The organism is Mycolicibacterium sphagni, from assembly GCF_002250655.1.
In the GTDB taxonomy this organism is placed as follows: Bacteria; Actinomycetota; Actinomycetes; order Mycobacteriales; family Mycobacteriaceae; genus Mycobacterium; species Mycobacterium sphagni.
Genome location: NZ_NOZR01000036.1, coordinates 32,372 through 55,479, shown reverse-complemented (window position 1 = coordinate 55,479; position 23,108 = coordinate 32,372). Strand labels below are relative to the sequence as shown.

6 protein-coding genes are annotated in these 23,108 nt (G+C 66.1%); 2 read left to right on the top strand and 4 right to left on the bottom strand.

What is annotated here, in order from left to right:
• The coding region (locus CG716_RS27550; RefSeq protein ID WP_094484321.1) for a non-ribosomal peptide synthetase at positions 1 to 12,098 on the top strand (12,098 nt) is incomplete at its 5' end.
• A gap of 3 nt (positions 12,099 to 12,101) precedes the next feature.
• On the opposite strand, the gene CG716_RS27545 is transcribed toward CG716_RS27550, so the two are convergent.
• The 4 genes from CG716_RS27545 to pks2 all read right to left on the bottom strand — a co-directional run bounded on the left by CG716_RS27545 (position 12,102) and on the right by pks2 (position 21,065).
• The gene (locus CG716_RS27545; protein ID WP_094484315.1) at positions 12,102 to 12,827 is read right to left on the bottom strand and encodes a dienelactone hydrolase family protein; all 726 of its coding nucleotides are present in this window, start codon (positions 12,825 to 12,827) and stop codon (positions 12,102 to 12,104) included.
• A gap of 198 nt (positions 12,828 to 13,025) precedes the next feature.
• Positions 13,026 to 13,976, bottom strand: coding sequence for a metal-dependent hydrolase (locus CG716_RS27540; protein ID WP_165774329.1), 951 nt, complete (start codon positions 13,974 to 13,976; stop codon positions 13,026 to 13,028).
• A gap of 55 nt (positions 13,977 to 14,031) precedes the next feature.
• Positions 14,032 to 14,706, bottom strand: a complete 675-nt coding sequence (locus tag CG716_RS27535; RefSeq protein WP_094484314.1) for a methyltransferase family protein — start codon at positions 14,704 to 14,706, stop codon at positions 14,032 to 14,034.
• 71 nt (positions 14,707 to 14,777) lie between these two features.
• Complete coding sequence (gene pks2 / locus CG716_RS27530; RefSeq protein ID WP_234818069.1) at positions 14,778 to 21,065, bottom strand: sulfolipid-1 biosynthesis phthioceranic/hydroxyphthioceranic acid synthase; 6,288 nt, start codon at positions 21,063 to 21,065, stop codon at positions 14,778 to 14,780.
• A 275-nt stretch (positions 21,066 to 21,340) separates the two neighbouring features.
• Here pks2 and CG716_RS27525 point away from each other — a divergent pair, with 275 nt between their 5' ends.
• Entirely contained in the window at positions 21,341 to 23,101 is a 1,761-nt protein-coding gene (locus CG716_RS27525; protein WP_094484319.1) for an AMP-binding protein, read from the top strand.
• Positions 23,102 to 23,108: the final 7 nt, after the last annotated feature.

The following is a 23,108-nucleotide window of genomic DNA, read 5'->3' as shown; positions in this document are numbered from 1 at the left end:
CGGCGTTGATTCGCACGGGGGCCGACCAGTACCGGTTCGTGCTGACCAACCACCACATTGTGTTGGACGGGTGGTCGCTACCGATTCTGCTGGGCGAGGTGTTCGCCAGCTATTACGGGCAGCGCTTGCGCCCGGCTGCGCCGTATCGGCGTTTCGTCAGTTGGCTGGCTGGTCGTGATGTCGAGGCTGCGCGTACGGCCTGGCGGCAGGTTCTGGCCGGGTTCGATACGCCGACGTTGGTCGGTGCTGCGGGCCGGGCGAGCCTGGGGCGACGCGATGTCGTGACGTCCACGATGTCCGGGCAGGCGACTTGGGCGCTCGGCGCACTGGCGCGGTCGTCTCATACGACGGTCAGCTCGGTGTTGCAGGGTGCTTATGCGCGGGTGTTGATGTCGCTGACGGGTCAGCGTGATGTCGCGTTCGGTACGACGGTGTCGGGTCGCCCGGATGAGGTGCTGGGCGCCGACTCGATGGTGGGTCTGCTGATCAATACGGTGCCGGTGCGGGTGCGCATTGACGCGACGACCACCACCGCCGGACTGCTGGAGCAACTGCGGAACGATCACGCCCAAACGCTTGAACATCAGCACCTGGCGCTCAACGAGATTCACCGTGTGACGGGTCAGGAGCACCTGTTCGACACGTTCTTCGTTTACGAGAACTATCCGATTGATGCCGCCAAGCTCTCGGGTAGCGACGGCCTTGCCGTTACGAACTTCGCGCACCGCGAGTACAACCACTACCCGATCGCCGTACAGGCCCTGCCGGGCGATGAACTGACTTTCCGGGTCGAGTATGACACCGAGGTGTTCGACACCGCCGACGTCGAAACGCTGATCGAACGGCTCAAACGTGTCGTGGCGGCCATGATCGCCGATCCGCAGCGCCCACTGTCGTCGATCGATGTGCTGGGCGACGCTGAGCTCACCCACCTCGACCAGTGGAGCAACCGGGCCGCGCTAATGCAGCCGCCGTCCGCCTCCTCGTCGATACCTTCGTTGTTCGCCGCGCAGGTGGCGCGTGTTCCGGAGGCTTTCGCGCTCACCTGGGGTGAGCGCTCGTGGACCTACCGCGAACTCGACGAAGCCACCAATCGGCTCGCGCACTTATTGGTGGACAAGGGAATTGGTCCCGGGCAGCGCATAGCGCTGTTGTTGCCCCGGTCGGCGGAAGCGATCGTGTCGATTCTGGCGGTGCTCAAGACCGGGGCGGCCTATGTGCCGATCGACCCCGCCGCGCCGTCAGCGCGGATGCAGCTGGTGCTCGACGATGCCGCGCCCGTGGCCGCGATCACGAATGCGGAGTTGGCTGATCGGCTGGCGGGTCGAAATCTACGGGTCGTCGATGTCAACGATCCTGCTGTCGGCGACCAGCCCAGTACCGGACTGGCCGTTCCGGCGCCGGATGACGTCGCCTATCTGATCTACACCTCGGGTACCACGGGTATCCCCAAGGGTGTCGCGATTACGCACCAGAACGTGACCCGGTTGCTGGACGCCATGAACACCGAGATCGATATGGTGGAGCAAGTTTGGTCGCTGTGGCATTCACTGGCCTTCGATGTGTCGGTCTGCGAGATGTGGGGCGCGCTGTTGTACGGCGGCCGGCTGCTGATAGTGCCCGAATCGGTGGCCCGCACGCCGGAGGAATTCCACGCTCTGCTGGCCGCCGAAGAGGTCACCGTCCTGTCCCAGACGCCGTCGGCGTTCTACGCGCTGCAGACCGCTGACGCGCTGCAACCCGCCATCGGACGACAGCTGAAGCTGCACGCGGTGATCTTCGCCGGTGAAGCGCTTGAACCACAACGTCTTCGGACCTGGCTGGACGGCCACCCCGGTTCTCCGCGCCTGTTCAATCTCTATGGCACCACTGAGACCACGGTGCACGCGTCGTTCCGGGAGATCGTGCAAACCGACATTGCCGGCGACTCCGATGTCAGCCCGGTCGGCGGCCCGCTGGCGGACCTGGCGTTCTTTGTTCTGGATCAGTGGCTGCGCCCGGTGCCGGCCGGCGTCGTCGGCGATCTCTATGTGGCGGGACCGCAAGCAGGTCTGGGCTATTGGCGACGGCCGGGACTGTCGTCGTCGCGTTTCGTCGCCTGCCCGTTCGGGGCGCCGGGGGACCGCATGTATCGCACCGGGGACCTGGTGTGGTGGGGCGCTGATGGCGAGCTGCGCTACGTGGGCCGCGCCGACGAGCAGGTGAAGATCCGCGGGTACCGCATCGAACTCGGTGAAGTGCGTGCCGTCCTGGCCGAAGTGCCCGGGGTTCAGCAGGCGGTTGTGATCGCCCGCGAGGACCGCCCCGGCGAGAAGCGCCTGGTGGGCTACGTCACCGGATCGGTGGATCCCGCAACGGCGCGCGCGGCGTTGGCCGAGCGGCTACCCGAGTACATGGTTCCCGCCGCGATCATGGTGATCGAGACACTGCCGTTAACGGTCAATGGCAAACTCGACCGAAAAGGATTGCCGGCACCCGAATTTGCGGACACCGACGCCTACCGCGCCCCGGCGAGCGCCGTCGAGGAGATCCTGGTTGGCATCTATGCCAGGACGCTGGGTCTCAATCGTGTCGGCGTCGACGATTCGTTCTTCGAGCTCGGTGGAGATTCACTGTCGGCGATGCGCCTGATCGCGGCGGTCAACGCCGGTCTGAACACCCGCCTTTCGGTGCGGACATTGTTCGAGGCACCTTCGATCGCCCAATTGGCGCCGCGCATCGGTGGAGACGACGATCGATTGAAGCCGCTGGCACCCATGGAACGGCCGGCAGTGATCCCCCTGTCGTTCTCGCAGAACCGGCTGTGGTTCCTGGACCAATTGCAGGGGCCCTCACCGACATACAACATGGCGGTCGGCTTGCGGTTGCAGGGCCACCTGAACACGGTGGCACTCGGTGCGGCGCTCGCCGATGTGGTGGGCCGCCATGAGAGCCTGCGCACGACGTTCGCGGCGCCCGATGGGATCCCCCAGCAGCTCGTGGTGCCCGCCGTGCAGGCTGACTTCGGTTGGGATGTCATCGATGCGGCCGGCTGGACGCAAGCCCAGCTGGACGAGGCGGTCGCCGAAGTGGCGCTGCACTCATTCCATCTAGACTCCGAAATTCCCATGCAGGCGCGGCTGTTCCGCGTCAGCGACAACGAGCATGTCGTCGTGTCAGTGGCGCACCACATCGCTGCCGACGGCCTGTCGATCGGGCCACTGGTACACGACCTGGGCGTGGCCTACGTCTGCCGGTCCGCAGGCCTGGAGCCTGTGTGGGCCGACCTGCCGGTCCAGTACGTCGACTACACCCTCTGGCAGCGGGCGCAATTCGGTGATCTGGACGACGGGAACAGCCTGATCGCCGCGCAGCTGGCGTATTGGGAAGACGCCTTGGCGGGCATGCCCGAACGGCTGCAGCTGCCGACCGACCGGCCGTATCCGCCGGTGGCGGATCAGCGCGGCGCGACCATCGGGTGGCAGTGGTCGATCGAGCTGCAGGAGCGGATCGCTGCGGTGGCCAGGGAGCACAACGCGACCAGCTTCATGCTGGTTCAGGCAGCGCTGGCGCTGCTGCTTGGCAAGCTCAGCTCGAGTTCCGATGTGGCAGTGGGATTCCCGATCGGTGGGCGCCGCGACCCCGCGCTCGACGCGTTGGTGGGATTCTTCGTCAACACACTGGTGTTGCGGGTCGATACCGGTGGTGACCCCACCATCGCCGAGCTGCTGGCTCAGGTGCGGACACGGAGTCTGGCTGCCTACGAGAACCAAGACGTGCCCTTCGAAGTCGTCGTCGACCGGCTCAAGCCCACCCGATCGCTGAATCATCATCCGCTGGTCCAAGTCATGCTGGCCTGGCAAAACCTGCCAGGGGAGACCAGCGAAGAGATCGCAATGGCGTTGGGCGACCTGCAAGTCACCCAGCTTCCGCTCGACACCCACACCGCACGTGTGGATCTCGCATTCTCGTTGACCGAACGCTGGACCCAGGCAGGTGAGCCCACCGGGATCGGTGGCATGGTCGAGTTCCGCACCGACGTGTTCGACGCAGCCAGCATCGAGACGCTGGTGCAGCGGCTGGAACGGGTGCTGGTGGCGATGACTGCCAACCCGGCACAGCGGTTGTCGTCGATCGATGTCCTAGACCCAGCCGAACGCGCCCATCTCGACAAGGTCGGCAACCGGGCATTACTGGCTCAGCGGGCGCACGCCGCTGTATCGGTGCCTGAACTGCTGGCCGCGCGGGTAGCCCGCGCACCCGAAGTTATCGCGCTCAGCGATGGCGACCGGTCGATCACCTACTTCGAACTTGACGAGTCCGCAAACCGGTTGGCGCACTGGCTCTCTGATTCTGGTGTGCGTGCGGGCGCGTGCGTGGCACTGCTGCTGGAACGCTCCGCGCAGGCCGTCGTGGCCATGCTCGCGGCCCTGAAAACCGGGGCCTCCTACTTGGCGATCGACCCTGCGTTGCCGGATTCTCGCATCGCGTTCATGTTGGCCGATGCCGCACCGACCGTCGTCGTCACCACGGCGGCGCTGCGGTCCCGGCTGGATGGACACGACGTGTCGGTCCTCGACATCGCCGACTTCGATACCGCCGGCGTGACGTTGCCCAACACCGCGCTGCCGGCCCCGGACCCGGACAATATCGCGTACCTGATCTACACCTCCGGCACCACCGGCACACCCAAAGGTGTTGCGATCAGCCACCGTAACCTGGCCCACCTGGCGGACTCCCCGCCGGTCGGGCTGCCCGCCGAGCAGGTGTGGACGCAATGTCACTCCTACGCATTCGACTTCTCGGTGTGGGAGATCTGGGCCGCGCTGTTGGCCGGCGGACGGCTGGTGGTCGTGCCCGATGCGGTGGTCCGTTCGCCGAGCGACTTCCACGACCTGCTGGTCGCCGAACACGTCAACGTGCTGACTCAAACCCCGTCGGCCGTGAATGCGCTTAACCCGGAGGGACTGGAGTCGGTCTCGCTGCTACTTGGCGGTGAGGCCTGCGCGGCCGAGGTGGTCGACGTGTGGGCACCAGGTCGGGTGGTGATCAACGCCTACGGCCCCACTGAGGCAACGATTTACGCATCCATGAGCGTGCCGCTCACCGCGGGATCGGTGGATCTGGGCGTTGCGCCGATCGGCGGCCCGGTGGCGACGTCGGCGCTGTTCGTCCTCGACGAGCGACTGCAGCCGGTGCCGCAAGGCGTGGTCGGCGAGTTGTACGTTGCGGGCCGCGGCGTGGGCGTCGGGTATGTCGGCCGCACCGGTCTTACCGGGTCGCGGTTCGTCGCGTCACCGTTCGGGGCACCCGGTGAGCGCATGTACCGCACGGGCGACTTGGTGCAGTGGCGCGCCGACGGGCAGCTGCAATACCTCGGGCGTGCCGACGAGCAGGTCAAGATCCGCGGTTATCGCATCGAACTCGGCGAAATCCAGGCCGCGCTGAGCGAAGTCGACGGCGTCGAGGCGGCTGTGGTGATCGCCCGCGAGGACCGCCCCGGCGACCAGCGCCTCGTCGGCTACATCACCGGAACGGCCGACCCGGCCAAAGCGCGCACCGTGCTCGCCGAACGCCTTCCGGCGTACATGGTTCCGGCCGCGGTGATGGCTCTGGCGGCGCTGCCCCTGACGGTCAGCGGCAAGCTCGACCGTCGCGCCCTGCCGGCGCCGGATTACCAAGGCACCGACCGCTATCGGGCGCCGTCCACGCTGACCGAAGAGATCCTGGCCGGCATCTTCGCCCAGGTGCTCGGTGTGGAACGCGTCGGCGTCGACGACTCGTTCTTCGACCTCGGTGGCGATTCGCTGTCTGCCATGCGCCTGATCGCCGGGATCAACAGCAGCCTGGATGCCGGGATCCCGGTGCGCGTGCTCTTCGAGGCACCGACGATCGCCCAGCTGGCGCCGCGTATCGATGGTGGCGACGGCGGGTCCGAGCCATTGGTGGCCCAGGAGCGCCCCGACGTCGTTCCGCTGTCGTTCGCGCAGAACCGGTTGTGGTTCATCGACCAGTTGCAGGGGCCGTCTCCGATCTACAACCTGCCGGTGGCGTTGCGGCTGCGTGGACAGCTCGATACCGATGCGCTGGGTGCTGCGCTGGCCGATGTGGTGGACCGTCAGGAAAGCCTGCGCACGCTGTTTCCCGAGGACGGCGGCGTTCCTCATCAACTGGTGGTGGCCGCCGGGCCGGCCGACTTCGGCTGGACCGTCGTCGATGCCACCGGTTGGTCGGACGGCCAACTGCAGGCGGCCATCGATGCCGCAGTGCGCTACACATTCGAATTGGCCACCGAAATCCCCATGCAAGCAAGGCTTTTCCGCGTCGCGGACGACGAGCATGTGTTGGTCGCAGTGGTGCACCACATCGCAGCCGACGGCTGGTCGGTGGCCCCACTGGTGGGCGATCTGGGTGTGGCCTACGCCAGCCGGTCTGCCGGCGAGGCCCCAGGTTGGGCCGACCTGGCGGTGCAGTATGTGGATTACACACTGTGGCAGCGCAATCAGCTCGGCGACCTTGCCGACAGCGAGAGCCGGATTACCGGCGAGCTGGCCTACTGGGAAGACGCCCTGGCCGGCATGCCGGAACACCTGCAGCTGCCGACCGATCGCCCCTACCCGGCGGTCGCGGACTATCGCGGTTCTCGCTTGGACATTGACTGGCCTGCCGACCTGCAGGAGCAGATCACCCGAATCGCCAGGGAAAACAACGCAACCAGCTTCATGGTGGTGCAGACCGCCTTGGCGGTATTGCTGTCGAACCTGAGCGCCAGTAACGACGTCGGGGTGGGATTCCCCATCGCCGGGCGAGGCGACGCCGCGCTCGACGAGTTGGTGGGCTTCTTCGTCAACACCCTGGTGTTGCGGGTTGACCTGACCGGCAACCCGACGTTCGCCGATCTGCTGGCACAGGTCCGCCGACGCAGTCTGGCCGCCTACGAGCATCAGAACGTGCCGTTCGAAGTGTTGGTGGAGCGCCTCAAGCCGACCCGGAGCATGGCGCATCACCCGCTGGTGCAGGTCGTGTTGGCCTGGCAGAACTTTGGCTGGCAGGCGGGCGACGCCGCGGGATTGTCGCTGGGTGATCTGCAGGTCGAGCCGCTGGCGGTGGACACCCAGACAGCCCGCATGGACCTCACGTTCAACCTTGCCGAACGGTGGAACGCGGCCGGCGAGCCTGCCGGTATTGGTGGCGGCGTCGAATTCCGCACTGACGTCTTCGATGTGGCCAGCATCCGGGCACTCGTCGATCGACTGCAGCGGGTTCTGGTGGAGATGACTGCCGATCCGGCTCAGCCTTTGTCGGCAGTGGATGTCCTGGACTCCGCTGAGCACACCCGCCTCGATGAGGTCGGCAACCGCGCGGCGCTGCTCCAGCCGGCCGCCAGCCCCGAATCGATCGCGTCGACGTTCGCCGCGCAGGTTGTGCGGACGCCGGATGCGGTGGCGGTGTCGTTCGAGGGTGTATCGATGACGTACCGCGAGTTGGATGTGGCGGCTGAGCGTGCCGCGCGTGTGTTGGTTGGTCGTGGGGCGGGGCCGGGTGAGCGGGTTGCGCTGCTGCTGCCGCGGTCGGCCGAGGCGATCGTGGCGATGGTGGCGGTGGTGAAGACCGGTGCTACGTATGTGCCGATCGACCCGTCGGTGCCCGAGGCCCGCAGGCAGTTTGTGCTCGGCGACTCCAAGCCGGTCGCTGCCGTCACCACCGCCGCGCTGGTCGAACAGCTTGATGGGCATGATCTTTCGATCATCGACACGAAAGAGCTGACCGACGCTGGAGTCGACACCAGCCACGTGCTGCCGGTGCCGCGTGCCGATGACGCCGCGTACGTCATCTACACGTCGGGCACCACGGGAACACCCAAGGGTGTGGAAATCCCGCACCACAACGTGATTCGGCTGCTGCAGACTCTTGACGCGGATATGGGCTTGGCGGGACACGCGTGGTCGCAGTGTCATTCCCTGGCGTTCGATTTCTCGGTGTGGGAGATCTGGGGTGCGCTGCTTTATGGTGGCCGCGTTGTCGTGGTGCCTGATGGGGTGGTGCGTTCGCCGGAGGATCTGCTCGCGTTGCTGGTCTCCGAGCGGGTCACTGTGCTGAGCCAGACCCCGTCCGCGTTCTATGCGTTGCAGTCCGCTGACGCGGCCCAGCCCGAGCTCGGTGCTCGGCTGGCATTGGAGGCGGTGGTGTTCGGCGGGGAAGCGCTTGAACCGCAACGGATGCGCTCGTGGATGGAGAATCATCCGCTTGCGCCCCGCCTGATCAACATGTACGGCATCACGGAAACGACGGTGCACGCCTCGTTCCGCGAGATCCATGCCGCCGATGTGGATAGTGCGGTCAGTCCGATCGGGGTGCCGTTGGGTCATCTGGGCTTTTTCGTGCTGGATACGTTGTTGCGGCCGGTTCCGCCGGGGGTGGTCGGCGAGTTGTATGTGGCCGGCGGTGGTGTGGCCGACGGCTACATCGGCCGGGCCGGCCTGTCGTCGACCCGGTTCGTGGCGTGCCCGTTCGGGGAGCCCGGAGCGCGGATGTATCGCACTGGTGACCTGATGTATTGGGGCGCTGACGGCGAGCTGCGCTACATGGGCCGCTCTGACGAGCAGGTGAAGATCCGCGGTTATCGGATCGAACTCGGCGAAATCCAGGCCGCACTGAGCGAATTGGATGGCGTCCAGCAGGCGGTGGTGATCGCCCGCGAAGACCGCCCCGGCGACAAACGCCTCGTCGGCTATGTCACTGGCGACGTGGATGTGGCGAGCGCTCGCACCGTGCTGGGTGACCGGCTGCCGTCGTACATGGTGCCGTCGGCTGTGGTGGCCATCGCCGCGCTGCCGCTGACGGTCAACGGAAAACTCGACACCAAGTCCTTGCCTGCGCCGGACTACCAGGACGTCGACTCCTACCGAGCGCCAGAAGGCGAGATGGAGGAAACCCTGGCGGCCATCTACGCCCAAGTCCTCGGACTCGAGCGGGTCGGCGTCGACGAATCCTTCTTCGAGCTGGGCGGCGACAGCATCCTGTCGATGCAGGTGGTCGCGCGGGCACGTGCCGCAGGCGTGCTCTGCCGCCCGCGCGACATCTTCGTCGAACAGACGGTGGCCGGGCTGGCCCGGGTCGCCACGCTCGCCGGCACCGACTCCGATGTGCTCGACGACGGCGTCGGTCCGTTGCTCGCGACGCCCATCATGCGGTGGCTGCATGACGTGCCCGGTCCGGTCGATCAGTTCAACCAGACTGTGCTGATCCAGGGTCCGGTCGGCGTGACAGAAGACGACGTGCTGGTGGTTCTGCAAGCCATACTCGATCGGCACGCGATGTTGCGGCTACGCGTGTCGGCCGGAGAAGACGGCCGGTGGTCACTGACCGTGCCCGAGCCCGAATCGGTGGACGCGCGCATGTGCCTCCACACGGTCGACGTGTTGTCGGAAGAGGCGGTGGCCAAGGCCCGGGCGAGGCTGAACCCGGAGACCGGTTCGATGGTCAGCGCGCTGTGGGCCGTCCCCACCGGTCAGTTGCTGATGATCGTCCATCATCTGGCCGTCGACGGTGTCTCCTGGCGAATCTTGTTGGAGGACTTCAACCTCGCCTGGGCACAGCTGCACGGCGGACAGCCCGTGTCGCTGCCCGCGCCGCGGACATCGTTCAACCGCTGGGCGTCGATCCTGGCCGAGCACGCGTACCACCCGGAGGTGGTCAGCCAGGCCGAGCGGTGGCGGGCCATCACGGCTGTACCCGCGCCACTGCCTGCTGTCCAACCTGGGATCGATACCTACGCCAACGCCGGCAGCTTGTCAGTCGAGCTGGACACCGAGACCACCCGGATGCTGCTCGGCGAAGTGCCCTCCGCGTTCCACGCCGGAATCAACGACATCCTGTTGATCGCGTTCGGGTTGGCGCTGGGCGAATTCCTCGGCACGGCAGACTCACCCGTCGTCATCGACGCCGAAGGGCACGGCCGCCAGGAAGAAGTGGCCTCCGATATCGACGCTGTCGACCTGTCACGAACGGTGGGCTGGTTCACCACCAAGTATCCGGTATCGCTTGCGGTCGGCGGGCTCGACTGGGGACAGGTGCTGACCGGCGACCCGGTGCTGGGTGCCATCATCAAGGACGCCAAGGAGCAGCTTCGGGCCTTGCCGGACGGGTTGACCTACGGCCTGTTGCGTTACCTCAACACAGATGTCCACCTCGACGGTGCCGATCCCACAATCGGTTTCAACTATCTGGGCCGGATGGGCGCCGGCAGTGGCCAGGTATCCGGTGACTTCTGGGAGATCCGCGAAGACGGCTGGAAGGTGACCGGCCCCGCGGCGGCGGTCCCCATGCCTTTGATGCACACCGTCGAACTCAATGCCGGCACTGTGGAAACGGCCGACGGGCCGCGCCTGCGGGCGGGCTGGACCTGGGCGCTCTCGGCGCTGGACCACGCACAGGTCGCGCGACTGTCCGGGCTGTGGTTCGACGCTCTCGCCGGAATCTGCGCGCACGTGCACGGCGGCGGTGGGGGACTGACGCCGTCGGATATCGCGCCCGCCCGCCTGACGCAAGAGCAGATCGACGAACTGTGCCAAGCCCACGATGTCGCCGATATCCTGCCGCTGACGCCGCTGCAGCACGGATTGTTGTTCCACGCCAACGTCGCTCACAGTTCTGGTGATGACGTGTACGGGGTGCAAATGGGCGTCGCCCTCAGCGGGCGGCTCGACCCGTACCGGCTGCACGAGGCCGTCCAGGCGGCGGTGCAACGGCATCCCAACCTGGTGGCACGGTTCTGCGGCCCTGCCGATGGGGAGCCGGTCCAGGTCATCCCGGCCGATCCAGTGGTGCCATGGCAGTACGTCGACCTCACCCGCGCCGAGGACCGCGACGAACAGATCGAACGGCTGTGTGTGGCCGAGCGGGCCGCGGTGTGTGATCTGGCTGAGCAGAGCGCCTTCCGGGCGGTGCTGATCCGCATTGCCCCGGATCAGCACCGGCTGGTGTTGACCAATCACCACATCCTGCTCGACGGCTGGTCGCTCGGCGTGCTGCTGCAAGAGGTTTTCGCCGGCTACTACGGTCAGCGATTGCCCGCCGCCGTGCCGTACCGCCGATTCATCGACTGGCTGGCCGATCGCGACATCGACGCCGCGCGATCAGCCTGGCGAGAAGCGTTGGCGGGCCTGGATACTGCGACCCTGATCGGACCAGCGGGCATCAGGTCCGGACCCAGAGACGTCCTCTCACTGCGGGTCTCCGAAGAGACCACGCAGGCACTGAACGACCTGGCGCGCTCACATCAGACCACTGTCAGTACCGTGCTGCAGGCGGCCTGGACACAGTTGTTGGCGGCAATGACCGGCCAGCGTGAGATCACCTTCGGTGTCGTGGTCGCGGGCCGGCCGGCCGAGGTGGCGGGTGCGGATTCGATGGTGGGCCTGTTGATCAACACGGTGCCGCTTCGGGTGAACATCTCGCCCGACGCGGGTGTGGCCGAACTGCTCGATGAGTTGCAGCAGGCCCGCTACCGCACACTCGAGCACGAGCATCTGGGGCTCAACGAAATTCACCGGATCGCCGGCCGGGAACGACTGTTCGACACCGTCTTCGTGTTCGAGAACTATCCCACCGACACGTCCTTGCTATCAGGTGCGGACGGCTTGAGCGTCACCGACGTCGACAGCCGCGACTACTACCACTACCCGCTGACAGTCCAAGCGGTGCCGGGGAACGAGCTGGATCTTCGAATCCAATACCGCACTGATGTATTTGACGACAACAGTATTCAGCGGTTTATCAGGCAACTCGATCAGGCGTTGACGACGATGGCGACCGTCTCAGAGCTGGCCGCGCTGGAGCCCTGGGACAGTCGAAGACAGCCGGCTGAACGCCGCGACACCGCGGGCGGTTACACGCCGCCGGCCACCGATATCGAACAGGCGCTGTGCGACATTATCGGCCGGGTGCTCGGGTTGGAACGCGTCGGCGCGGACGACTCGTTCTTCGATCTCGGTGGCGATTCGCTATCGGCGATGCGGACAGTTGCCGCGATCAAGGCCGAGCTCGGTGTCGAGGTATCGCTGCTGACTCTGTTCGACGTGCCGACAGTGCGACAGTTGAGCGAGCAGATGTCCTGACTCTCACCGCAGGTGCCGGGTAAAGAACCGGTTTACCTCGTCCCCGGCGAAATCCGGCACGCCGGCATGTCCACCCATGTTGGCGTGCAGCGTCTTTGCCTGGGCACCAAAGGTTTCGAACAGGTCGAGCGCCAGCTGTCGGTCATTGTTTTCGTCGTCCCACTGCAGCAGGACGTGCAGCGGAATCGTGACCCGGCGGGCTTCGTCGAACATCGATCGCGGCACGAAGCTCCCGGCGAAGAGTCCGGCGGCGGCGATGCGGGGCTCGACCACCGCCAGCCGGATACCGATGGCGATCAAGCCGCCCGAGTAACCGACCGGGCCGCTCACGTCGGGCAACGACAGCAAGGTATCCAGGGTCGACCGCCATTCCGGGACTGCCTTGTCGACCAGGGGAATGACCAGCCGGTCGACGATCTCGTCGACCGGCTGGCCGGCTGCCAATGCCCGGTGCAGATCGGCGCGGGCCTGCTCGGCGTCGGCTGATCGGGGGCGGTCACCACTGCCGGGAAGCTCAATGGTGGCCGCCGCGAAGCCGCTCGCCGCAGACCGCCTCGCTCGCCCGACCAATCGCGGGTACATGGTGTGCAGTCCGCCGGGGTGGCCGAGCAGGATCAGCGGTGCCGGCGAAGGTGTCGGCGGCGTCCAGAGGATGCCGGGGATGCTGTCGAGGATGAACTCGCGTTCGAGGCTGCCGTCGTCGAGACGCTGTTCGGAAGTGAAGTGCATGGTCGTGCCTTTCGGGAGTGCGCGCTGAAAACGGCGCTCCCGGACGACCTATCGTCCGACCGTGACTCCGAAGAGGAGCACCCACGTCGATACGTTCACGGATACCACCTCCTGGTCTTGTCGCACGGCTCCACGAAAATAGCACCGGCACCGTCGCCTGCCAATCGGTTTTCGGTCAGGGGTGCGGTCGTCTTCGCGCTAGCCCTCTGAGGTTTGCGTGTTTGCCGCGCTGTACCACTTGGTGACGTCGTAACCCGCGTCGTAGCGAGCAAGCCACTCAGCGGCCAGTGCAGGCAGTTTGTGTCGTGCGGGGTTATGCCCTGGAAACTGACTGGCTATGACCCCCATCGCGGCGACGGCCTGCACTCGCAGCGGTATGTGCGGATAGAACCTTTGCGTCGGACCGTAGTCAGGCACATCGAATCGCCTGAACTTCCTCAGTGAGGGAAACCGTTGCTTCAGTGCTAGTTTGACGTTCGGGCCGAACATCGACGTCGCGTCGACCTTGCGCTCATCGAGCGGGATGTGGGAGTTGAAGCGGTTGGTGACGGTCACCATCGCGTTGCCGGCGTGCCCAAATATCGAGGGGGCCATCCGCATGCGGTACCACGGTTCGCCGACCACGGCGTCGTAGATGATCAATGCCGAGCTGCGGTGCTCGATCTCTTCTACGAAGTGCCACAGAAACAGCGAGGCCACGCGGTCGTCACCGGGCGCGAACAAGGTGTCTGCGTTGTTCAGCATCATGGTGAACGTCGGTGTGAAGGTTGCCTCGAGGTCGGCGATGTAGGCCAACCGATACTTCACCGACGTGGTGGCGGCCAGATCGTCATAGACCGCCATCAATTCGTCGAGGATTTCCTCCATCACCGGATATGCGTTGATCAGCCCCTTCGCGTGCTGACGGTGGGCCATGCTGTGCTGGCCCTCTTGGCGGACGAACGCCAGGGCCTCCTCAGCGACCTGCGGGTCGGTGATCAGCGGCATAGCCTCGTGGACCGTCGTGCTGATCATCTTCTCGATGGCGAGGAACAGGAACGACAGCACGTTTGCGGCGCAGGAGAACGCCGGATCAGAAGGGTTCCAGCAGAATGGAACCGGGTAGTCGGCGAAGCCAAAGCGCATCTTCCGCACTTGCAGATCCGTCACCTGAACTGCTCCTTGCTTTCTTGAGCCTGTCGATCGAGCCGAATCATCAGCGCCATCACCACACTTGCGGAATCAGCCGCGAACGCACCTTCTGCGTGTACTCGCGATATCCGTCTAGTTCGTCGCCGAGCAGCTTCTCCTCGTCCTGAATCCGCGCCGCGAGTACGGCCACGCCCGGCATGACGAAGATGAGCGCCCAATAGGAGCCCAGCGCGAGGGGGAGCCCGACCAGCATCAAAACGTTTCCGGTATACATCGGATGCCGCACCAGCCCATAGAGTCCGGTGCTGACGACGTGCTGATCACTCTGTACCTGCACCGTTGTCGACGCGTATCTGTTCTGAATGGTCACCATCACCACCACGCCAAGACCGACGGCAACCACAACGTCACCGATGAGGCACAGCGCCGCCGGTACCGACGACCAGCCGAACCGATGGTCAAACCCGCTGACCACGCAGATCGCCACCAGCGACCCGTAAAGGCCAAGCATGACGACCTTCTGCACCCTACGGCCCTCTGCGACCGGGCCGCTGCGCATCCGTCGTTGCAGCGCCACGGGATTCGTCACCTGCAGATAAATACTGGGGATCCACGCCGCGAGGCCGAACACCGCCAGAAAGACCCAGGCCTGCCAATAATCGATGGTGCCTGCCGGCACGAACACCAGCAGTCCGATCGCGACCAACTGCGCGAGACCCAACGCGGCCACTTTGAGAACGGCGTTCACGTTCCTCCCAAATTCTCTGTCCCGTAGGGCGTGCCGTTGACGCTGCCGCGGTGGCGGCGTCGTGGTGCCGCCTACGCCGTCGCTTCACTGTTAGTTGGTGCCAGCTTCTCGCACAGCAGCTCGGCCAGGCCGCGGACCGTGCCGACTGCCAGTTCATTCCCGTTCAGTCGGATGCCCGTTTCGGCTTCCAGGCGGGTACGCAGCTCGAGCGCTCCAAGCGAGTCGACTCCGTACTCAGCGAGAGGCCGGTCGGGCTCGACGTTGCGACGCAGGATGAGGCTGATCTGATCGGAGATCAGGTGCCGCAACCGCGCGGGCCAGTCCTGTCTGGGCAGTTCGCTGAGCTCTGCGCGCAATTTGCTTGCGCCGGTGGGGCTCTGCACGTTCGACCGGAAGGCCTCGGCAAACGGGCTCCGCTGGGCGAAGGTGGTCAGCCAGGGGGAGCCGATGATCGGCGCGTACCCGGTGTAGGCGCGGTCGTAGCGAAGTAACACGTCGAGTGCGTACGCGCCTTCGTCGGGAGTGATAGCGGCACCGACACTCTCGGCGAGCTCCGTCCCCCGCCCGATCTGCCCCCAGGCGCCCCAGGCGATCGCGGTGCCCGGAAGTCCGCGGGCTCGCCGCCACCTGGTGAAGGAGTCCAGCCAGCTGTTAGCCGCGGCGTAGGCCCCCTGCCCCGGCGATCCCACCAATGCGGCCGCCGAGGAAAACGAGCAGAACCAGTCCACGGGCTGATCGGCGGTCGCATTGTGCAGGTTCCATGCACCGTAAACCTTTGGCGCCCAGTCGTGCTCGATGATCTCGTCGGTGATGTTGGCCAGTGTCGCGTCCTCGATCACCGCTGCGGCGTGGAGCACGCCTCGCACCGGCAGGCCGGTGGCCGTCGCGGCCTCCACCATCCGCTGCGCGGTGGCGGGGTCGGCGATGTCGCCGCAGTGCACCACGACTTCGGCGCCCATCGCGCGGATCAGTTCGACCGTTTCCAGTGCCTTGAGCGTCGGCTGCGAGCGAGACGTCAGCACGATGCGTCCACAGCCGGCGATGGCCATCTTCTCGGCCAGGAACAAGCCCAGACCACCCAGACCGCCGGTGACGAGATAGGCGCCGTCGCGGCGGAATGCCTTGGCCTGCTCCGGCGGCACCACGACGCTACTGGCGCCCGTGCGAGGGACATCGAGCAGGAGCTTGCCGGTGTGCTGGGCTGCGCTCATCACCCGGATTGCGGTGGCGGCATCGGTCAGTGGGTAGTCGGTGTGCTTGGCCGGAGGCAGGTCACCGTCCGCCACAAGCTGATACACCGTGCGCAGCAAGTCCCCAATCCGCTGAGGATGGCTCAGTGACATGAGCGCGAGGTCGACGTAGTAGAACGTCAGGTTACGCCGGAACGGGAACAGCCCGAGGCGGGTATTGCCGTAGACATCGCGCTTGCCGATCTCGACGAAACGTCCGCCGATGGCCAACAGTTCGAATCCGGCGCGTTGGGCCGCACCGGTCAGTGAGTTCAACACGATGTCTACGCCGTAGCCATCGGTGTCACGGCGGATCTGCTCGGCGAACTCGATGCTACGGGAGTCATAGACATGCTTGATGCCCATGTCGCGCAACATCTGCCGGCGCTCTTCGCTGCCAGCGGTGGCGAAGATCTCGGCACCTGCGGCACGCGCGACACCGATGGCGGCCTGGCCGACGCCGCCGGTCGCCGAGTGGATCAACACCTTGTCACCCGCGCCGATACCGGCCTGATCGTGCAGCCCGTACCAGGCGGTCGCCGTAGCGGTGGCCACCGCTACGGCTTGATGATCGGTGAGAACGTCCGGAACCGTGGCGGCCAGCCTGGCGTCGCAGGTGACGAAGGTGCCCCAACAGCCGTTCGCCGAGAACCCGCCCACCCGGTCTCCGACCCGATGATCGGTGACGTCAGGTCCGACCGCGGTGACCACACCGGCGAAATCCATCCCCAGCTCCGGTAACGCACCGTCGATGGCCGGGAACAGGCCCATCGCCACCAGTACGTCGGCGAAGTTGATACTGGATACGCCGACGGCGACCTCGATCTGTCCTGGGCCCGGCGTAACACGTTCGCACGCAACCAGTTCCAGCGTCTGGAGATCGCCGGGTGTGCGGATCTGCAGACGCATCCCGTCGGAGTCGTTGTGGGCGAAGACGGTCTGCCGCTCGTCGGGGTGCAGGGGGCTGGACGTCATCCGCGCCGTGTACCACGACCCGCCACGCCAGGCCGTCTCGTCCTCCCCGGAGCCACTGAGCAGGTGCCGCGCCAGCTGCTCGGCGTCGGTGTCGTCGTCGATGTCGATCTGGGTGGTGCTCAGATGCGGATGTTCGGTGCCGATCACCCGCACCAGGCCGCGCAGCCCACCCTGTTCCAGGTTGGCCACATCGCCTGTCAGTACGGTTTGGGCGGAGCGAGTGACCACGAACAGATGCGGCAGCTGGCCTGACGTCCCAGCTAATTCGCGGGCGATGCGAGTCAGGTGCTGGACGTACTCACGGCCCGCCAACGGGGACTGGTCATCGTTGTCTGTGGTCTTCTGCCCGGTGAGGATCACCACGCCGGCGGCGTCGCCGGAGCGCAGGTGTCCGGCCAGCTGCTCGGCAGTGGCGGCGTGGTCGGCATTCGGCGGCCAGCACATTGTGCTGCATTGGGCCCCTTGGGTTTTCAGGGCATCCGCCAGCGTGGTGCCGATCAGGTCTGCGGTGGAGGTGGTGCTGATCAGCAGCCAGGTTCTCGCGTCGGAATGAGTTGGTACCGGTAGCTGGCGCTGCTGCCATTCGACGGTCAACAGCCGCTCGCGCAAGATCCGATCCTGCTGTGCCTCCTCGGATTCTCCAGTGCCGCATCGCAGCCCGTGCACCCTTAGCAGCACTGCGCCGTGATCGTCGAGCACGTCGATGTCGGCCTCGATGCCGGAGGCATCCGCCTGAGTGACCCGCGCATAGCAATACTGGGCGCTGCGGGTCGAGCCATAGGCGCGCAGCCGACCCGCGCCCAGCGGCAATCCCAGCACCCCCTCGCTCAGCGCCCGAACGCGCGGACTTGCGCCGACCGCCTGGAAGCAGGCGTCCAGCAGCGCAGGATGCACGCCGTACGCACCTTGCTGAATCCGGATCTCCCGGGGCAGCGCGACTTCGGCCAGCACCGCACCGGCCGCGTCCTCGCCGGTGTGGACGGCAGTCAGACCGCTGAACGCCGGACCGTATTGCACACCGTGCCGCTCGAGACCCGAGCGCACCTCGTCCCCGTCCGCGCGATGCGGATACGCGGCACGAAGCGCCGCGATGTCGTAGTCCGCCGGTTGGTCGTCGCCGGCGGTCTGCAGGATCGCGCTGGCCTGTCGCACTTTTGTGCCGCCCTGGTCCGACTCCACGACGAACTCGACGACGCCCGGGGACGACAACGACGCCGTGGCGCCGACCGAGGTGTGCTCGTCGAGTAGAAGCGCTTGTTCGAAGCGGATGTCGCGGACTTCGGCGGAGCTGCCCAATACGGCTCCGGCGGCCGCCAATGCCATCTCGCAATAGGCTGCACCGGGGAGCGCCGCGACGTTGCGGATTGTGTGATCGGCCAGCCACGGCTGGGCTGCGGTACTGACCTGGGCCTGCCACACGTGGCGCTCCGGCTCCTCCTGCAGGCGGACGTGCGGACCGAGCATGGGATGCACCGACACGGTGAAGGCGCCGTGGGACGGGGACTCTCGACCTGTGCGATCCAGCCACAATCGACGGCGTGTCCACGTCGGCAGCGGAGTATCCACCAGCCGCCCAACCGGATACTGCACGGAGAAATCGATCGCGGCGCCCCCGCTGTGCAGATCCGCGACGAAGGACTCCAGCCCGTGCGGCTGATCCTGCGCGTGGCGCATCGCGGCCAAGGTGACCAGCGACATGTCCAGACTGGCGGCCGTCTGCTCCACCGCCTGCATGAGCATCGGGTGCGGCGCCAGTTCGGCGAAGACCCGGTAGCCGTCCTCGAGCGCGGCCCGCACCGCCGCGGCGAACCGCACCGTGGTGCGCAGGTTGCGCACCCAATACTTGTTGTTGCACAACGGTTCCTCGCGCGGGTCGAACCCGGTCGCCGAGTAGAAGGGAACCGTCGGGCTCAGCGGTTTGACGTCGGCAAGCACCTGCGTCAGTTCGTCGAGGATCGGATCGACGAGGGGAGAGTGCGGCGCAACGTCGATGAGGACCTGACGGACCATCTGATCGCGCTGTTCCCAGGTTGCCATCAGTTCGCGGACGGTCTCTGCCGCACCGCTGATCACCGTGGACTGCGGCGAGGCGACCACCGCGACAACGACGTCCTTGATGCCGCCGAGCGTCAGTTCCGAAAGCACCTGCTTGGCAGGCAGATCCACCGAGGCCATGATCCCCGAGCCGGCGATGGTGGTCATCAGCCGCGAGCGCCGGCAGATCACCCGCACCCCGTCCTCGAGTGACAGCGCGCCCGCTACCACCGCCGCAGCGACCTCACCCATCGAATGTCCGATGACAGCGCCTGGACGCACGCCGTAGGCCTTCATCGTTTCCGCCAGCGCAATCTGCATCGTGAATATGGCTGGCTGCAGCCGGTCGTTGCCGGAGACCACCTCTAGGGCGCCGAGCGCCTCGGTCACCGAGAACCCGGACTCCTGGGCGATGAGCGGCTCGATGCGCGCGACGGTTGCGCCGAACACCGGTTCGGTCGTGAGCAGCTGAGCACCCATCCCAGCCCACTGCGAGCCCTGGCCGGAGAACACCCACACCGGCCCGCGGTCATCGTGACCGACCGCCGTGCGATAGGGGTAATCGCCGTCGGCGACAGCACGTAGCGACTCGGTCAATTCCGCCCGGTTGCGGCCATGGATGGCGGTGCGTACCGGTCGGTGCGCACGTCGTCGCGCCAACGTGTAGCCGATGTCGGGCAATGTCACGTCGTCGTGTTCGTTCACCCAGTCGGCCAGCCGGCCTGCGGTGCGCCGCAACTCCTCTGGCGAGGACGACGACAGCGGGAACACCAGGGGCGCGGTCGGTGCGTCGCCGGCGTCTGCGTTGGTGGTCGGCGACTCCTGCACGGTGGGAGCCTGCTCCAGGATGGCGTGGACGTTGGTCCCCGACACGCCATACGCCGACACCGCCGCGCGGCGGGGTTGCTCGCCGCTCGTCGGCCATGCGGTGGTCTCTTGGGGCACAAAGAGATTCGTGGTGATCCGGGCCAAATCATCGGGCAGGCGGGTGAAGTGCAGGTTGCGGGGGACGGCACCGTGCCGCAGCGCGAGGATCGTCTTGACCAGGCCGATGGCACCCGAGGCCGACTGGGAATGGCCGAAGTTGGTTTTCACCGAGCCGAGGGCACACGGCCCGTCGACGCCGTATATCTCAGTCAGGCTGGCGTATTCGACCGGATCGCCCACCGGTGTTCCCGGGCCGTGTGCCTCGACCATGCCGATACTGGCCGCATCGACGTCCGCGGCAGCCAGGGCCGCCCGGTACACCGCGGTCTGGGCGGTGACAGACGGCGTGGAGATGTTCACCGTGCGGCCGTCTTGGTTGGCGGCCGTGCCGCGGATGACCGCGAGGATCCGGTCACGGTCCCGCAAGGCATCGGGCAGCCGTTTGAGGAGCACCATCGCGCACGCCTCGCCGGCCACGTAGCCGTCGGCCGCGACGTCGAAGGCATGACAGCGCCCAGTGGGGGAGAGATGACCTGCCGCGGTTCCCGCGACGTACTTACGCGGGTCCAGCATCACGTAGGCGCCGCCGGCGAGTGCGAGATCGCTTTCGCCATCGATCAGGCTGCGGCAGCCCATGTGCACCGCGAGCAGCCCGGACGAACATGCGGTGTCGACTGCCAGCGCAGGACCATGGAGGCCCAGGGTGTAGGCGATGCGTCCCGACGCCATGCTGAAGGTGTTGCCCGAGAAGCCGTACGGGCCCTCCATGGCGTCGGAGTCCGCTGAGATCAGTTGGTAGTCGTAATGCGACAGCCCGGTGAAGACGCCGGTAAGTGAGTCTTTCAGCGCTTCCGGAGTGAGCCCCGCGTGCTCCATGGCCTCCCAGGAGGTCTCGAGCAGCAGCCGGTGTTGAGGATCGACCGCGGCGGCCTCGCGCGGGTTGATGCCGAAGAACTCGGCATCGAAGCCAGCGACGTCGTCGAGAAAGGCTCCCCACTTCGATACCGTCCGTCCCGGCACGCCGGGCTCGGGGTCGTAGTACTCGTCGTTGTCCCAACGTTCGCGCGGCACCTCGGTGACGAAGTCGTCGCCACGCAGCAGCGCCTGCCACAGCTGCTCGGGAGAGTCGATTCCGCCGGGGAGCCGGCATGCCATACCGATGACAGCGACCGCAGTGGTCGACTTGGTGCTCATAGTCGCCGGGGGTTTCGCCGTGCCCGAGTCGCTTGCCCGATCATCGATCGCACCGAAAGAAACCATCCCTCTCCTCACAGCAACGACTCAGCGATGAGTTCGTCGCCTTGGCCCGCTCTGGTTCCCCCGACCCAGGCAAGGCAATTATTGACGCAGACGCAGCGTTACGGGTCAAGTTTGCTTGATTCGCAGCTAAGTGCAGGTGTTGACGGAAGCGTCACTCAACTTCTGGGTTCGAAGGTACAGCGGCGGTGCCGACTGATAGCTTGCTTGCCGTGACACAGGCGATTGAGGCCTCGATTCCGGCTCTGTTGCGCGAACGCGCCAGCCTGCAGCCGGACGACACGGCCTACACCTTTATCGACTACGACCAGGACTGGGCCGGCGTCCCGACCAGTCTGACGTGGCCCCAGCTGTATCGGCGTGCGGCCAACCTGGCCCGTGAGCTCAGCCACTGCGCGTCACCTGGCGACCGCGTGATGATCATCGCTCCCCAGGGACTGGAATACATCGTTGCTTTCCTCGGCTCTCTGCACGCAGGGGTGATCCCGGTCCCGCTGTCGGTCCCGATGGGAGGCGTCACCGACGAGCGGGTCGAATCGGTGCTGCGCGACGCATTGCCGGTCGCCGTTCTGACCACGTCTCCTGTCGTGGCTGAGGTGAGCCGGAGCATCGTCCCGCAGCCCGGGCAAGCACCGCCGGCCATCATTGAGGTCGATTTGCTGGATCTGGACGCTCCGACGCGGGGCGGTGTCATGTACGAGAGCGACAACTACCACGACACCGCGTACCTGCAATACACCTCCGGCTCGACCCGGTCGCCGGCCGGCGTGAAGATCTCGTACACAAATCTCTTGACCAATCTGCAGCAGATCACCACGGACTACTCGCGGCATGCGGGGGTCACCCCGCCGGACCTCACGTTCGTGTCGTGGCTGCCGTTCTTCCACGACCTGGGACTGATCCTGGGGGTGTGCTCACCGATCGTGTTGGGCACGAGTGCGGTGCTCACCAGCCCGACCTCGTTCTTGGTGCGGCCAGCCCGCTGGATGCAGTTGCTGGCGACCCATCCGTGCCCATTCACCGCGGCACCGAACTTTGCCTTCGACCTGGCGACGCGGAAGACCTCCGACGAGGACATGGCAGGCCTTGATCTCGGCGGCGTGCACACCATCCAAAGCGGCGCCGAGCGGGTTCAGCCCGCCACGATCAAGCGCTTCACCGACCGGTTCGCCCGCTTCAACCTCAACGAGAACGTGATCCAGCCGTCCTACGGCATGGCGGAGGCCACCCTCTACATGTCGACCCCCAAGCCGGAAGACCCGATCAGGGTCGTCCACTTCGACACCGAGGCGCTGGCGGCCGGCCAGGCCAAGCGCGTCGACAGCGCGGACGGCACGCCGCTGATCAGCTACGACGGTCCCATCAGCCCGCGTTCCCCGGTCTTGCGGATCGTCGACCCGGAGACTTCCACCGAAGTTCCCGAGGGGCAGACCGGCGAGATCTGGGCTTACGGCGACAACGTCAGCTCCGGCTACTGGGAAAACCCCGAGGCGACCGCACGCACCTTTGGCGGCACGATTGTGGCGCCATCGGCGGGCACGCCCGAGGGCCCCTGGCTGAAGACCGGCGACGTCGGCTTCTTCTCCGAGGGAGAGCTGTTCGTGGTCGGCCGGATCAAGGATCTGTTGATCATCTATGGCCGCAACCATGCCCCCGACGACATCGAGGCTACGGTCACGGACGTGACTGGCGGCCGGTGCGTGGCGATCGCGGTTCCGGACGACAGCGTGGAGAAGCTCGTGGTGGTGATGGAAATCCGAAAGCGCGGCGATTCCGACGAGGAAGCCCGGCAAAAGGTTGAGGACATCAAGCGGGACGTCACCACGGCGATCTCGAATGTGCACGGCATCGCGGCGGCGGACGTCGTTCCGGTGGGACCGGGGTCGATTCCGGTCACCACCAGCGGCAAGCTCAGGCGACAAAGCTCGGTGGCCATGTACCAGGCGAAGCAGTTCGCCCGCCTGGACGTTTGAGCGCCCT

Coding starts and splice junctions, on each gene's coding strand:
- CG716_RS27545 (WP_094484315.1), bottom strand. CDS start 12,827: ATGCACTTCACTTCCGAACAGCGTCTCGACGACGGCAGCCTCGAACGC.
- pks2 (WP_234818069.1), bottom strand. CDS start 21,065: ATGAGCACCAAGTCGACCACTGCGGTCGCTGTCATCGGTATGGCATGC.